This window comes from Pseudomonas sp. 22490, assembly GCF_052044465.1.
GTDB lineage: Bacteria > Pseudomonadota > Gammaproteobacteria > Pseudomonadales > Pseudomonadaceae > Pseudomonas > Pseudomonas aeruginosa.
The window spans coordinates 1-14821 of the sequence record NZ_JBQENS010000039.1; the positions used below are offsets into that span (position 1 = coordinate 1).

At 61.8% G+C, this 14821-nt stretch carries 14 protein-coding genes; 12 read left to right on the top strand and 2 right to left on the bottom strand.

Annotated elements, in window-relative coordinates; translation table 11 throughout:
- Positions 1 to 123: 123 nt before the first annotated feature.
- The gene (locus tag ACTJJX_RS29905; protein WP_004423958.1) at positions 124 to 1395 is read left to right on the top strand and encodes an IS4-like element ISPa1635 family transposase; all 1272 of its coding nucleotides are present in this window, start codon (positions 124 to 126) and stop codon (positions 1393 to 1395) included.
- 414 nt (positions 1396 to 1809) lie between these two features.
- Here ACTJJX_RS29905 and ACTJJX_RS29910 read toward each other — a convergent pair whose 3' ends face one another.
- The gene (locus ACTJJX_RS29910; protein WP_003448662.1) at positions 1810 to 2100 is read right to left on the bottom strand and encodes an addiction module antidote protein; all 291 of its coding nucleotides are present in this window, start codon (positions 2098 to 2100) and stop codon (positions 1810 to 1812) included.
- Positions 2097 to 2396, bottom strand: coding sequence for a type II toxin-antitoxin system RelE/ParE family toxin (locus tag ACTJJX_RS29915; protein ID WP_003120987.1), 300 nt, complete (start codon positions 2394 to 2396; stop codon positions 2097 to 2099). Before ACTJJX_RS29915 ends, ACTJJX_RS29910 begins: the two co-directional genes overlap by 4 nt.
- A 201-nt stretch (positions 2397 to 2597) precedes the next feature.
- Here ACTJJX_RS29915 and ACTJJX_RS29920 point away from each other — a divergent pair, with 201 nt between their 5' ends.
- The 11 genes from ACTJJX_RS29920 (at position 2598) to ACTJJX_RS29970 (ending at position 14768) form a co-directional block, all read left to right on the top strand.
- Positions 2598 to 3719: a TcpQ domain-containing protein gene (locus ACTJJX_RS29920; protein WP_003448658.1), complete on the top strand. Its 1122-nt coding sequence runs from the start codon at positions 2598 to 2600 to the stop codon at positions 3717 to 3719.
- Complete coding sequence (locus tag ACTJJX_RS29925; RefSeq protein ID WP_010792227.1) at positions 3719 to 5428, top strand: PilN family type IVB pilus formation outer membrane protein; 1710 nt, start codon at positions 3719 to 3721, stop codon at positions 5426 to 5428. The genes ACTJJX_RS29920 and ACTJJX_RS29925 overlap by 1 nt, the downstream gene beginning before the upstream one ends.
- Positions 5429 to 5431: 3 nt before the next feature.
- The gene (gene pilO2 / locus ACTJJX_RS29930) at positions 5432 to 6757 is read left to right on the top strand and encodes a type 4b pilus protein PilO2 (RefSeq protein ID WP_003120992.1); all 1326 of its coding nucleotides are present in this window, start codon (positions 5432 to 5434) and stop codon (positions 6755 to 6757) included.
- Positions 6747 to 7280 (top strand): type IV pilus biogenesis protein PilP, encoded by a 534-nt coding sequence (gene pilP, locus ACTJJX_RS29935; RefSeq protein ID WP_003120993.1) that lies wholly within the window; start codon positions 6747 to 6749, stop codon positions 7278 to 7280. Before pilO2 ends, pilP begins: the two co-directional genes overlap by 11 nt.
- Before the next feature lie 8 nt (positions 7281 to 7288).
- A complete protein-coding gene (locus tag ACTJJX_RS29940) occupies positions 7289 to 8869 on the top strand; it encodes a GspE/PulE family protein (RefSeq protein WP_003120994.1) in 1581 nt (526 codons plus the stop codon).
- On the top strand, positions 8869 to 9948 hold the full coding sequence (locus ACTJJX_RS29945; protein WP_003123335.1) for a type II secretion system F family protein: 1080 nt from the start codon (positions 8869 to 8871) through the stop codon (positions 9946 to 9948). Before ACTJJX_RS29940 ends, ACTJJX_RS29945 begins: the two co-directional genes overlap by 1 nt.
- Positions 9949 to 9969: 21 nt before the next feature.
- Complete coding sequence (locus ACTJJX_RS29950; protein ID WP_003120996.1) at positions 9970 to 10500, top strand: type 4 pilus major pilin; 531 nt, start codon at positions 9970 to 9972, stop codon at positions 10498 to 10500.
- Positions 10497 to 11453, top strand: coding sequence for an ATPase, T2SS/T4P/T4SS family (locus tag ACTJJX_RS29955; RefSeq protein WP_003448639.1), 957 nt, complete (start codon positions 10497 to 10499; stop codon positions 11451 to 11453). Before ACTJJX_RS29950 ends, ACTJJX_RS29955 begins: the two co-directional genes overlap by 4 nt.
- Positions 11446 to 12825, top strand: coding sequence for a shufflon system plasmid conjugative transfer pilus tip adhesin PilV (pilV, locus tag ACTJJX_RS29960; RefSeq protein WP_003099769.1), 1380 nt, complete (start codon positions 11446 to 11448; stop codon positions 12823 to 12825). Before ACTJJX_RS29955 ends, pilV begins: the two co-directional genes overlap by 8 nt.
- 17 nt (positions 12826 to 12842) lie before the next feature.
- The gene (gene pilM / locus ACTJJX_RS29965; protein WP_003120998.1) at positions 12843 to 13280 is read left to right on the top strand and encodes a type IV pilus biogenesis protein PilM; all 438 of its coding nucleotides are present in this window, start codon (positions 12843 to 12845) and stop codon (positions 13278 to 13280) included.
- A gap of 921 nt (positions 13281 to 14201) precedes the next feature.
- The gene (locus ACTJJX_RS29970; protein WP_003120999.1) at positions 14202 to 14768 is read left to right on the top strand and encodes a hypothetical protein; all 567 of its coding nucleotides are present in this window, start codon (positions 14202 to 14204) and stop codon (positions 14766 to 14768) included.
- Positions 14769 to 14821: the final 53 nt, after the last annotated feature.

The window sequence follows — 14821 nt, forward strand, 5'->3', positions numbered from 1 at the left end:
CAATGTCATCAACTTTGGAAATTATCCATAAATATCATATAATTAGCGCTCAAATCAGTGCATGGGAGAAGCCCTTTTGACTACCTATACCGCATCGCTTGACACCGCCAGCCAAACCCTGGCTTGAAAATTGTACAAAAAATAACCAGCCCGCTCGATTGTCCCGCCTTCATCGCCGCCCACCGCCAGAATCCTCAAGACTTTACCCGCCGACGCCAGCTCACCTTCAAGAACCTCGTCCTGTTCCTGCTCAATCAGCCGCGCACGGCCCTGCAAACCGAACTCGATCAGTTCTATCGCGTACTCAATCAGGCGTCGACTGAGACGCAAATGGTCACTGCGCAGGCCTTCTGCAAAGCGCGCAAAAAGCTCAACCCCGAGGTATTTGAAAGTCTCAATCGCCTCCTGCAGCAACAAATTGACTGCTTCGGGCTGCGTCAGAAGTGGCGTGGGCTGAGGGTGCTCGCGGTGGATGGCTCGACCGTGCATTTACCCCTGGAGTCGACCATGGCGACCTTCTTTGGCAGTCACTCTGGCTTTCCCATGGCTCGCTTGTCCACACTCTACGAAGTCGCTGACGGTCAAACCTTGCATAGCCTGATCGTGCCCCTGACAGTCGGTGAGCGCGACTGTGCCCATCTGCACCTTGAGCACCTGCCGGCTGACAGCCTGACGCTGTTTGACCGTGGTTACCCTGGGCACTGGTTATTCGCGCTGTTCGCGCAGCAACAGCGGCACTTTCTGATGCGCCTGCCCTGTGGCTATAACGCCCAGGTCAAAGCGTTTCTACACTCTGGCCAAGTTGAAGACACACAGCTTTTCGTGGCCAACCATCCTGAAGCACGTCTGTTCTGCTCCGAGGCTGGCGTTGATCCTGCCAGCCAGATCGAGCTGAGACTGATCCGGGTCGAGTTGGCCAACGGCGAAAGCGAAGTATTGCTGACCTCGCTGCTGGATCGAGAAGCCTTTCCCGCTGAGGTGTTTGCCGAGCTTTACCACCGCCGCTGGGGCATCGAAACCGACTTCCGTCGCCTCAAACAAACCCTGACGCTGGACAACTTCAGCGGCCGCAGCGTGACCGCTGTAAAGCAGGACTTTCATGCCGCTCAACTGTTGAAGAACCTGGCGCTGTTGATGCAGCACCTGCTACAGCCGGTCATCGAACAGCGCCACAAAGGTCGCAAGCTGCGATGGAAAGTCAACTTCACCCAAGGCGTGTCACGGCTCAAAAATACCCTGGTCGAGCTGCTGGTGCGGCACTGTGCTCAGGGGCTGAGCAATGTGCTGGCCTTGATGGCTAAAAGCCTCAGTGCCGTACGCTCAGGCCGTAGCTTTGCGCGCCAACGCAAACGCGCAGCCAGCCGAGGTTGTGAGGGCTACAAACCGACGCGCTGAAGAAACACCACCGCCCAACCTCCGTGCAAAAAAAGCTGGCCACAAGCGGTCGGCATAGGCTCGTCCGGAGGACGAGAAATCTCGCCTAGACAGCCGGAACAGACGATGATCACATCACCGCCAGCCCAGCTAGACCGCCTGATTGAGCGGCAGAGGCCTGGTCATCGCCCGACGGCCATGGCGGCTGGCTGCTTCGGGGGGCTTGCCTTGGGCAGGGCTGCAGCTTAGGTTGATGACATTGAGTTGCACGCTACCCCTTCACCTATGACGAGATAGAGTCAGTGATGGATTCAAAGATTAGGGAAGTCCTATTCCCTAGGTATGAGCGATACCACGATACATGAGTGAGCCCAGCAACTCGATTCACCAGTGATAGCCAAGGATCGGGAGAGAGAACTCTAACTGGACGAGTTCTCACTGAGCATGCGGGCGGGCGGTCAGATCAACTCCCAGAGCTCGCATTACTGCCAGCATGGTTTTCAATGTAGGGTTCCCGCGCTCACTAAACGATTTGTAAAGCTGCTCCCTGGCCAAACCCGTTTCCTTGGCCAACTCCGTCATCCCCTTGGCGCGGGCCACGACTCCCATAGCCTTAGCGATATAGGCGGTGTCTCCAGTATCCAAAGCGTCTGCGATGAACAGAGCCATGGCCTCCGGGCTATCCAGCGCTTGCGCGGGGTCATAATCATAAATTTGCTCGGTCATTGCGGCCTCCACTCATTTGCCAGGCGTTTCGCCATTTCTATATCCCTGGCCTGGCTGCTCTTGTCTCCACCACATAGCAGGATGACGATTTCCGTCCCGCGCTGCTGGAAGTACACCCGATAGCCTGGGCCATAGTGAATCCTCAACTCGCTCACACCCTGGCCGACTGGTGACACATCGCCGGGTAGTCCATTCGCCAATCGGAAGATACGGGCGGCGATCACGGCCTTTGCCCGCCGATCCTTTAGCTTGCTTTCCCATGCCATGAAAGTGGCGGTTTGTTTGACTTCAACCATGGATCAACTGTGACTTATAAATCACAAACAGTCAATCGCTCGCAGCCTTAGCACACGCTTTGTTCCAAATTCTGTTGGCTCCCCTTGAAGCACAATCCTTCGGATAGGCAAAATAAATCCCCTCCCCTGTTGCCGAGTATTTCCTGCTGAAGCATGGCGATTGGCCTGCCATTGTGTGCCCCATCATCAAAGGGGGCCTCAATGACCAGGCAGTTGACCACTCTCACGCTGTGCCTGCTGCTCGCCAGCTGCACGACCCACAAGGCTGAGCCGGCCAGGCCCGCCTTCGACAGCAGCCGCAATCCAGACCTGCTCTCACCGGACCTGTACCCGAATGGCGTACAACCGGAGAAGGAGCCCGTCGTGCGCTACGGGCGCTACACCCTGGTCAGCACCCAGCCGGACGCTGGCCAGCGCGACCTGATGGCACAGATCATCGACGTGACCATCCCGTCGAGCATGAACCCGAGTGTCAAGGATGCCATGCAGTACGTGATGAGCCGCTCGGGTTACTCGCTGTGCCCGGCAGAGGCCGGTCATGTGAACATCCTCTACACCCGGCCGCTGCCGGCGGCTCAGTACAAGCTCGGCCCCATGACCCTGCGCAACACCCTCCAGGTCCTCTCCGGTCCAGCCTGGCAGGTTAAGGTCGACGAAGTGGCGCGGCAGGTCTGCTTCGTGCTTCGCCCGGGCTATCAACTTCCCCCGGCGCCGAGGCCGAAACCAGTCCAGCAACTGTATGCGAAGCCCGCTGCCCCAACTCCAGCGGCGGTAGCGCAACCCTCCTCCACGGAGAAAGTCAGCACGCTGGAGTCGCCCGTCGTGGTCGCCTCGGTGCCAACGCCGGCGCCGATCACAACCAGCCCCGCTCCGACCAAGAAGCCTGAATCCACCACTGTGTTCCCCCCAGCAGCACCGGCCAAGGATGGCCACCCCTCTTCTCCTCCCGCGGCTTTGGCACCGATCAAGCCCTTGGCTTCCGCCGTGAAGTCCATGCCGCCCACTCCGGCCGTGGCTTCCGCCCCTCCGGTCAAGGTGCTCACGCCGGCGGAGCCGAGCCGGCAGTTGGCACAGTCCTGGTCAGCCGAGACGGGATCAACCCTGCGCGACACCTTGGAAGCCTGGGCCAAGCGCGCACGCTGGACGGTCCGCTGGGAGCCGCAGGATCTCAACTATCCGATCGAAGCTCCCCTGAGCTTCCACGGCTCCTTCGAGGACGCGGTATCCGAGCTGTTCCCGCTGTATGACGCTGCCGAACGGCCCTTCCTGGTGAACGCCAGCCGGCCGCAGTCCCTGATCATCATCAAGGAGCGCAAGAACTGATGCGTGCCCCCCTGAAGAACCTCTTGCCTTGCCTCCTGATCCCCGCGCTGGCCAGTTGTTCGGTCACACGGGTGAACGAGTCGGCGGATCGTGTCGAAGCTACGGCAGATTCCGCGTCGACGATCGCAGCACAGATGCGCAACACCCGACCGGATCGCCGCGATACGGTGGTGTTCTCCGACAAACCCTGGGTCAGCACGAAACCCCTGAGCGTTTCGCACACTTTGTCCAGTGACTGCATCGTGACGTGGCGCCCTGCAGGCGCAGCGTCGCTGCAGGAGGCCGCCCAGGAAGTCATCAACCAATGCCACCTGGCGGTCAGTATCACGCCCGACGCGCTGAACCCGGCCGCTTTTGCCCTGCAACCTCAGCAGCGCGCGAGCAACGCCCCGCCGCCCATCCAAGGCGGCCAGGACATGGCCACCATGCTGTTTCCTGCCTCCGTCGCCAACGGCATGTCCCTAGGTGCCGGCGGCAGCATCGGGTCGAGCTTCGGGTCCTACGGCCCGCGGTCTCTGTACAACATCAAATGGAACGGCAAGGTCAGCGGGTTCCTCGATCTCATCGCCGCCCGCGCCGGCGTGTCCTGGCGCTACAACCCAACCGAGAAACGGGTCGAGTTCTACTACCTGGACACTCGGACCTTCCGCATCTACGCCTTTGACGACGTCAACACGGTGGACTCCACCGTGCGTTCCGGTATGACGACGGCCGCCGGCATCAGCGGGGACGGCTCCGGATCCACCGGACAGAATGGCAGCTCCGGCATCAGCGGCGACTCCGGCAGCAAGCAGACCACCAGTTCGGAGCTGAAGACATCGATCCTCAGCGACATCGAGAACAGCATCAACTCGATGCTGACGCCGAGCATGGGACGCATGTCGCTGTCGCGTGCCACGGGCACCCTGACCGTCACCGACCGACCAGAGGTCCTCAACCGCGTCCAGCAGCTGGTCAACCGGGAGAACGAGAGCATCACCAAGCAGGTGCTGCTGAACGTCAACGTGCTCTCGGTCGCCCTGACCGACAAGGATCAACTGGGGATCGACTGGAACCTGGTCTACAAGTCGCTCAACAACAAGTGGGGCATCGGCCTGAAGAACACCATGCCGGGCATCGACCAAAGTGCGATCTCCGGCTCCGTGAGCATCCTGGATACCGCCAACAGCGCCTGGGCAGGATCCAAGGCCATGGTCCAGGCGCTGGCCCAGCAGGGCCGTGTCTCGACCGTCCGCTCCCCGTCCGTGACCACGCTCAACCTTCAGTCGGCGCCGATCCAGATCGGCCGCTACGACAGCTACCTGGCCTCCAGCCAGATCTCCAACGTCGCCCAGGTCGGCAGTACCACCTCGCTGATCCCGGGCGCCGTGACCAGCGGCTACAACATGAGCCTGCTGCCGTTCGTGATGGAAAGCGGCGAGATGCTGCTGAAGATCAACATCAACATGACCTCCCGCCCTACATTTGAAATGCAGACCAGCGGGGACTCCAAAGCCCAGTTCCCTAGCTACGACATCCAGCTGTTCGACCAGAAGGTACGCCTGCGCAGCGGTGAGACCTTGGTGCTCTCCGGCTTCGACCAGACCACCGAGGACACCAACAAGGTCGGCACCGGCGACGCCGGATTCTTCGGCCTTGGCGGCGGGCTGACCCGCAATACCAAACGCGAGGTCATCGTGGTGCTGATCACCCCCGTCGTGCTGGGCTGAACCATGGAGAAGCCTGACATCGGTAGCCGTGGACCAGACGTCTCGATCCTGAGCTACCACGGCAACAAGTTCGTCAGCGGCCTGTTCTGGCGGCCGCTATCCAGCCAGCGGCAGTACATGAAGGAAGCGCGCAAGCTGGGCAAGGAAGAGCATCTGGACATCGTTGCCATCCGCCATTCGCCGACAGTGATCCAGGCCGGCTTCGTTTCGAAGTCGCAAGGCGCAGTCAAGGGCATGTACTCCCTGGCCTCGGCGCTTTCAGGCCAGTTCGAAGGCGACTTCCTGGCCTGCTGGAAGGTCGACGAGGACCGCTACGCACTGGTCGCCACGCTCGATGGCGCGATCGTCCCCGGCCAGGACCTGGTCACCACCTTCGACGAAGCCAGGGACCGGATCAGGAAGCTCTCTACGCGCGGCGTGCTTCGAAACGCACAGGTCTTCGTTCCCGAAGGATTCGAATTCCCCGTCAAGGACTTCGACATCGAGGAACTGCTCGCGCCGAAGCGCCTGCGGCGCGACTACCGCCTCCGGCAACTCACCTTCGGCTTGTCCGCCAGGGAGTGGACGGCAGTGGCCCTGCTCGGTTGCTTGGTAGGCGGGTCGCTAACCGCCTACTACCTATGGAATGCCCACCAGCAAGAGCTCGCCAGACAAGCCGCGCTCCTCGAGGAGCAGAGGCGCCTCGCCGAGCTGGCCGAGAAGAATGCCCAGGCCAAGCAGCCGCTGGACCTGGCGTCATTGCAGAAGCCCTGGACGCTCATGCCTGACCTCGAGGACATGCTACGCGCCTGTAGCAAGGCAACGGGGGTACTGTCGCTGTCGATCCAGGGCTGGCTCTTCGAATCCAGCAAGTGCGACGGCAGGGTCCTGGTCGCCACCTACCACCGTACCGGCAACAGCACGGCAGCCGACCTGACAGCGGCCAGCCAGCACCTGTTCGCCGACCGCCCCGCCTTCGTTATCGACAACGGCAACACCGCGGCCCTGAAGGTCGACCTGAAAGTCGCCATCGGTAGCGATGAGCCGCTGCAGCCAGCCGACGACGCGCTGCAGGCGCTCACCAGCCATCTGTACCGTCAGGGTGTCGAGCCCAAGCTGTCGATCAGCCAGGAGACAACTCCGCCCCTTCCTGGCGCGGAAGCAGCGACGGAGCAGCAAGTGGTGTTGCCTTCCTGGAAGAAATTCACCTTCAGCGCCCAGACCAGGCTCCCGGCAGACCTGACCTTCCAGGGGCTGCCCGCCGCCGGGGTCCGCATCACCAACCTCGAAACCACGCTCAAGGACAGCCAGTTGGACTGGACTGTCACAGGAGAAATCTATGCGAACTGAGCCGATCGGCATGGCCGTGGCCGTGCTCTTCCTCCTCGCGTCCGGCCAGGCCTGCGCCGGCACCGTTGGCGAACTGGCGGAGATCCAGGCCCAGGCCATCCTCACCGAGGCCAAGGTGCGTCTGGCCACGGCGCAGCGGCAACTGGAGGGCAAAGGCGAAACCGGCCAGATCGTCAGCGCCCAGGGGCAGACGTTCGCCATGCCGGTGCCGGCGGCGCCGCCGACGATCACGCAGCCGGTTCCGCCGGTGGTGCGGACCATCTACGGCGCCGGCGGCAAGATGACTGCCACATTCTTGTTCCCGGGCGGGTACGAGATTGACGCCGCCAGCGGCGCGGAGCTGCCGGGCAACTACCGCGTCGAGTCGATCTCCCTGGACCAGGTCGTACTCACCGACAAGGACGGCAACCGCGTGCCCGTGGGCTTCTCCAGCGTTGCCCCCACCCAAGCCGCCTCCTCGGCCCAAGGCGCCTCCGTTCCGCCGGCGCTGCCCGGGGCGGTACCGCAGCCGTTCATCCAGTAGGTACCGCCATGACGAACCTTCAAATTGCCGCGCTTGCACAGCCCTCCATGGTGACCCAACTGCTCACCGCCGACGGTGGCGAGTGGGAGGTCTCGAAACACCTGCAAGAGATCATGGCCCTGGCCGCCGACGGCACGCTCTATCTATCGGAGAGCCACCAGAACGACATTCACGTTCTGTCGTTCATCGACCGTCTCGATCGCCGTGGCTTCCGATACCAGCTCAACCTCACCGACCTGCAGACCATTCACCAGCTCTACCGCGCCGTCGCCATGGACGGCCTGGTCGATAGCGATGGCCAGCGCGCCACCCAGATGCAGGAGCGCGTGGTCAAGATCATTCGTAAGGCCACTGAGCTGCGCGCCAGTGACGTGCATTTCGTCGTGAGTCCCGCCGGCACCGGCAGCAAGATCCGTTTCCGCGTCGACGGCCTGCTGAAGACCGTCGAGCAGTACCGCAGCCAGGAACTGCACGAACTTTGCGCAACCATCTACCAGTCCATGTGCGACGTGGCCGAGCCGCTTTTCAAGCCACAACTTGACCAGGACGCGCGGATGAGCCAGGCCTTCGTCGAGAAGCTGAACCTGTTCGGCGCCCGGATCGCGACCCGCCCGCGCGCCGGTGGGTTCCTGATGATCCTGCGGCTGCTCTACGACGATACCGGCCTCGACAGCCTGGAGCAGCTCGGCTACCTGCCCGAGCAGAACGCGCTGTTCGATCGCATGATGCGCATGCCTTACGGCATCAACATCCTGTCCGGCCCCACCGGGTCAGGGAAGTCGATGACCTTGAAGGTCACCATGGAAGGACTCGATAAGCTGCATGGCGGATCCAAGCATATCCTGACCATCGAGGATCCACCGGAATACCGCATTCGCGGCGAAGGCATCAACCAGACCCCACTGGTCTATGACGCCACTGACCCAGACGCAGAACGCCAGGCCTGGGCCGCAGGCATCGCCAACGGCATGCGCCTGGATCCGGACTACATGATGATCGGCGAAGTGCGCGACCTCTTCGCCGCTGTCGCCGCCTTCCGTGGCGCGATGACCGGGCACGGCCTGTGGTCGACCCTGCACACCAATAGCGCGATCGGCATTGTCCAGCGCCTCAAGGACCTGGGTGTCGACCCCGGCTTGCTGTTCGATCCGGCCCTGCTGACCGGTCTGATCAACCAGAGCCTGCTGCCCAAGCTCTGCCCCCACTGCAAAGTGCGCTTCCAAGACCACCAAGACCAGCTCGCGCCCGATCTGGTCGAACGGGTCCAGCGCTTGACCGATGTTTCCCAGGTGTACGTCAAGGGGCCTGGCTGCCAGGCCTGCCGTGGCTCCGGAGTCAACGGCCGCTCGATCGTCGCCGAGGTGGTGCTGCCCACCCTGGCCTTCATGCGTGTGTTCGCCAAAGGCGGCCCAGCCGAGGCACGCAACTACTGGGTCAAGACCATGCAGGGCATCACCAAGCACGCCCACGCCATCCGCCGCATCAACGAGGGCATGTTCGACCCGCAGATAGTCGAGGATTTCATTGGGCCACTCGACTTCGATGAGCATCTGCTCGACGACAGCTTCTACTCGCAGGAGGCGTGCTGATGGGGGGCTTCTGGGAGCAGTTGCAGTTCGCCTTCTACAGCAAGCAGTTCGGCCGCAAGGAACGCCTGCAGTTCTACGAAAGCATGTCCACCCTGCTCGAAAACGGGGTCCCGTTGAAGGACGCTGTGGCAGAGGTGCACAAGATCTTCGCTCATGAGGGACAGCATCCGTTTCATCCGGTGGCCATCGCCAGTCGCGAAGCGCTGATGGGGCTGTCCAACGGCAAGCGTCTGGCCACCGCCATGGCGCTCTATCTGCCCGCCCAGGAGCGAGCGCTGATCGAGGCCGGCGAGATGAGCGGCAACCTGGTTCAGGCCATGGGCGATGCCGTCTCCCTGGTCGAGGCCCAGGCCAGGATCCGCGCCACCATCTGGCAGGCGCTGCTCTATCCCTCGGCGCTGTCCGCCATGATGGTGTTCCTGCTGTGCATCGTGGCCTATCGCATGGTCCCCAGCCTGGCCAGGCTCTCCGATCCAGTCACGTGGACCGGCCCGCTCGCCACGCTCAACGCCATTGCCAGCTTCGTCACAGGACCTGGTATCTACGTTCTGGTCGCCGTCATCACCCTCACGGTGGTGGTCATCGTCACGTTACCGACCTACCGCTGGAAAGGCCGGGTCTGGCTGGACCGGATGCTGCCGCCCTGGTCCATCTACCGCATGCTCCAGGGCACCACCTTCCTGCTGAACATGGCCGTCATGCTCAACGCCGGCATACGCCCCTACGACAGCCTGGCCAGCATGATCAAGATCTCCCCGCCCTGGCTGAAGCAGCGCTTGGAAGCTGCCCGCTACGGCGTGGGCCTGGGCCAGAACCTGGGAGTCGCCCTTCGCAGCGCCGGTCACGATTTCCCCGACCGACAGGCCATCCAGTACCTGTGCATCCTCGCCAACCGGGGAGGCTTCTCCGAAGCTCTGGTCAAGTTCAGCCGCCGCTGGCAGGAGACCAGCCTCAAGCAGATCGAGCTGGCCGCCGGGCTGGTGAAGAACTTCGCCCTGATCTTCATCGGCGCGCTGATGATCCTGGTCCTGCTCGGCGCCTACCAGGCACAGCAGCTCATCCAATCCATGAACCACTGAAACCTCACCAAGGAGCGCTCCATGAGCACTACGCAACGCACCTCCCGTCCGACGCAGGGCGGTTTCGTTTCCATCGAGATGATCATCGTGCTGATCATCATCGCCATCGGGGTCGGCCTGGGCCTGGCCGCAGCGGCTGGGATGTTCAGTTCGTCCAACGCCAACGAGGAACAGCGCAACATCAGCGTCATTGCGGCCAACGCACGTGCCCTGAAGACCTCTTCGGGCTACGGCTCCAGCGGTACCAACCTGATCCCGAGCCTGATCGCAATCAACGGCGTGCCGAAGAACATGAGTGTCTCCTCCGGCGTCGTCTACAACGTCTACGGCGGATCGGTCACTGTCTCGTCCACCGGCATGGGCTTCTCGATCACCACCAGCAAGCTGCCCAAGGATGCCTGTATCACCCTGGGCACCAAAATCGCGAAGAACACCTTCGAGCAGACCAAGATCAACAGCGGCACCGCTATCACTGGTGAGGTCACCACTGCGGCTGCGACCCAGGCCTGCAGCAGCGATAGCAACAGCATTACCTGGACCTACAGTTCGTGAGTGTGAACCCGATCATTCAGGCTCAGTTCGTCGACCTTTACCTCGGTGAAGGCTTCGCCGACGTGAAGGGCCTGGCCGGCGTCGGCGCGCGCCGAGTCGAGGTGCCTCGCGAGTGGGAGTCGCACGCCCAGGAACTGCTCCAGCTCTGCAGGCAAACGCTGGAGGAGCTGCAGGATCCCGAGTTCGCCATCGTCGTCGACGGTGTGCTGCTGCGCGTCACCCAACTGGAAGATGCTTTCAACGGCGGGAGTGTCTTCGTGCTGCGCCGGTCGACAGCCCAAGTTCGAAGCTTCGAGGATATCGGCTATCCGAGCGAGGTGGTCGCTACGCTCCTGAACCCGCAACTGCAGGGCTTGATCCTGTTCTGTGGCGATATGGCGACCGGCAAGACCAGCTCCGCCGCCTCGCTGATTCTCGCCCGACTGCAGACCCTGGGCGGGGTTGGCTTCACAGTCGAGGATCCACAAGAAACCAATCTCAGCGGCCAACATGGACTCGGCCGCTGTATCCAAGTCAGAACCTCACGACGCTCGGGAGGCTACAGCGAAGCCCTGTTGCGCACCCTGCGTACCGGAGCCGACCTGATATTGATCGGCGAGATCCGCGACGAAGACACCGCCTATCAGGCTTGCAAAGCTTCGCTGAACGGCAACCTGGTCATATCGACCATCCACGCCAAGAACTGCCCGCAAGCCATCGAACGGCTGATCACCCTGGCCAAACCCCTCGCGTCCAATGCCTACGACGTCGTGGCTGAAGGCATTCAGGCCGTGATCTGCCAGGAGTTGGTAAGTGATGGCGGCGCTCGAAGACTGCACGCAGAACCGTTGCTTTTCACCGGAGTGGACTCCGTCGCCATGCGCGATAAGATCCGCCGGCAGCAGATTCATCTACTTGAGGACGATGTGAATCGCCAGGCTCGCAAAAGCCTGTGGGAGCCTATCTATGAATAACCTCAAGCTCAGCCGCGGCTTTATCTCAATTGAATTAATGATCGCCTTGATCGTTATCGCCATCGCGACTACCGGCGGGATTTCAGTCTTGATGAGCTATCTAGACGGCCTGAATGAACAGCACGCGGCCCAGCAGCAACAGCAGGTGGCCAAGGCAGCGGAGAAGTACCTGAAGGACAACTTCAGCACGGTTCTGGCCAGCGCCGGCGCCACGGCCCCGGCGGTGATCACCGTCCCGATGTTGCGCAACACCCGTTACCTGCCCGCAGGCTTCCGCGACACCAACATCTACGGCCAGCAATACCAGGTACTGGCCCGCAAGCCGGCGGCCAACCAGCTCGAAACGCTGATCGTGACCACGGGTGGACAGGTAGCTTCCGAACTCTCGATCCGCCGGATCGCGCAGCTCATGGGAGCCACCGGGGGCTACATCTCGAAAACCAACACCAGTGTCGCCCAGGGCGCCGCCTGGCAGGTGGCCTTGAGCAATTTCGGTAGCGCTCCCGGCGCTGGACACCTGGCGACGGCGCTGTTCTTCCAGGACGGCGCCATTGCCAACGAGTACCTCTACCGCAATGCCGTCCCGGGTCATCCCGAGCTCAACCGGATGAACACGGCATTGAATATGGGCGGCAACAATATCGCCGCAGCCGGAGCGGTCACCGCCAGCGGAAACATCACGACCAGCGCGGACATCAGCGCGCGCAACGTGACAGCCACTGGCACGGTGAAAGCCGGCACTGCTGACGTCGCCGGCGAGACGTACACCGGAGGCTGGTTCAGGACCCGCGGTAACTCAGGTTGGTACAACGAACGGTGGGACGGTGGCTGGTATATGAGTGACAGCACATGGGTCAGGTCGTGGATGAACAAGAACGTTTATACCGGCGGAGAATTGAGAGGGGGAAAGCTCAGCTCCGAAGGTAGAACGACCGTCGGCGAGTACCTTCAGATCAATGGTTTGGCGGCAGAAAATGCAGGATGCGCCCCCAATGGCCTGGTAGGCAGAGACAACAGCGGCCCCCTATTCTGCACCGATGGGCTGTGGAAACGGCCCAGTGGCGTGAATATCGCCACCCCTGTGGTGCTGGCACAGTATCCCGCCGATAACCGACCCCGCACCCACTGCCAAGCGGTATCCAGGGACGCGCTGATCAATGGCTCCGGCCCCGGCGTTCTGCGCCTGGAAGTCGATGGCGTGATCGTTGGTCAAGCGCGCTCCACCGCTGGGCGAAACGCTGACGTAGTTGAAGACGCCTCGATCTCCGCCATGGTGAAAGCCGGACACCGGTTCTGCCTTTACAGCACCGTTGTGCTCGCAGGATTCGGCAACTCCGCCGGCATGCGTGTGACGGCCACCTACCTCAACTAGGGAGTCCTCCAGATATCATGCCGCTGCTCTGGATTGCCCTATTGCTCACCCTGCTCACCGGAACCTGGCTGAGTGTACAAAGCGACCACGCGACCTCGAGCGCCGAACTGGCCGAGGTCGATACCCTGGCCAGGAGCTTGCTGCTCTACCGCTCCAGGCTGGCGGAGTACGCACACGCCAACCCCGGTTTCAGCGGTTCGCCGGCGGACTCCGCTCTTGGTTTACCGGCCTGGTTCCGCAAGCCAGCGCGGCTTCAGGGCTACATCGCCGCCGACACCAGCTACGCCTTCATCGCCTCGCCGCCGGCAGGGCTGGCGGCAGCCGTGGATGCCGGTACGGAATCCGACCTAGTTGGTGTCAGGCGCAACGGCCAGTTAGTCACGCGCCGCCTCGGAGCCACTGCCATTGCGCTCCCTGCGCCCATCCCCGAGGGCGCGGTGGTCGCGGTCAAATAACCTCCAGAGGCCAGTAAACCCCGGCGCTGCTTGATAAACCAGCCTTCTGAACACATAATGCCATCAACTTTGATTTCACCCCGCTGGCTACTGACGGTCATCAGTAGCGCCCTGGTGATGCAGGTTCGCCTCATCTCCAAACCGTAAGCACGCTACAACACCGGGTGGGGCGTGCGGATCTGGTTGAGAATTCTCCCTGTGTCTCCCTGTTCTTTTGCTTGTCATGCAGCCGTCAACTCGTGTCGAGCGAGTTTAAAGGCACATAGGGTTCTCAAGAGGTTCGGTGTTTCCTCGATTTAAGGGTCGTACTGGTGTTACGGCCCCTCCTTTTCCCCTCTCCATGGGTAGCCTGATGCTCCTGCTCCAGGGGCATCAGGCTACCCATCGGGATCCTTCTCCCTGCCGGTGGCCCGCCGGTGATACGCAGGGCTCCCTTTGTACGCGGATGCGTGCCTACTGTTTGCTGGCCAAGCCACGATAATGGCCGGGTGATGGGATCGAGACGATCAATGCCCAGGGATCGACGATTCAACCACAGGTGGCTCACTTGACTCCCCTTCCAGACACGGCTGGGGAAACCTTTGACAGGGTTTCTACCAGCCGCGCTCTTCCGCCCTCGCTCTCCGCCCGCTGTATCCTGCATCCGCTCCCCCTCCTGCTTGACCTTGACACTTTCGCCCCCTGCTTCGATGATGAACGCGTGATCTGCTGACGTTGTCAGCGACATGCCCCCATGCAGCTCGGATCCGAAATGCTGCAGCACAGCCCACCGTGTTGATCCAACCCAAGACCGCATAGCTTCTGGTAGCGCGGTCGGTCGGCCTCGGTCGATAGAAGCTCCCTTCCGCAACCCAGCGGGGAATCCACTTCCCCGCCAGGGCCAGTGTTTTCTCCGCACCCTCAACCTGCAGGAGAAACACCATGTCCAAGCAATCCACCAGCTTCGAAATCGGCTTTGCCCTCGGCAGTGTTGTGCGTGAGTTCCGCAGAGCGCTCAGGCGCCCTCCGGTCGTAGTGCAAGCACAAGCGCCGGTTGCGTTGAGCGTCCAGCGCATCGATCCTGCCTTCCTGGCCGGCCCGACCGCTGGCGAGCTAGAACACATCAGCGACATCCCAGCCATCGTCCGGCTGAAGAATGTCAACCTGAATGACTGGTATCTAGCCAATACGCGCGAGGTGCAAAAGCCCAAGCGCGCACGCAAACCCAAGCCGGCCAAGGCGACCGCCAAAGCTGAAACGCCAGTCAGGAAGGAGCTCAAGATGGGTTCCCTCGACCATTTGATTGCACCCAACTCCGAAAGCGAAATGGGGAGGCCCCCTCTCCAGTTAGAGTCCCTGAACGATCATGAGATTGCTCTTTTGCCAGCACCTCCTGGTAGCGCAGTCTCTTGGGAACTCCATCGGCGTACTCAGGAGCAATACCACCAACGCTGGCAGGACTACTTGTCCACCATGACGGATGAACAAGTAGCTGCTCTCGGCCGCTAATAGCCACTGCTACCACCCCCAACCCTGCCGGGAACCATCCCGCAGGGTGGTTT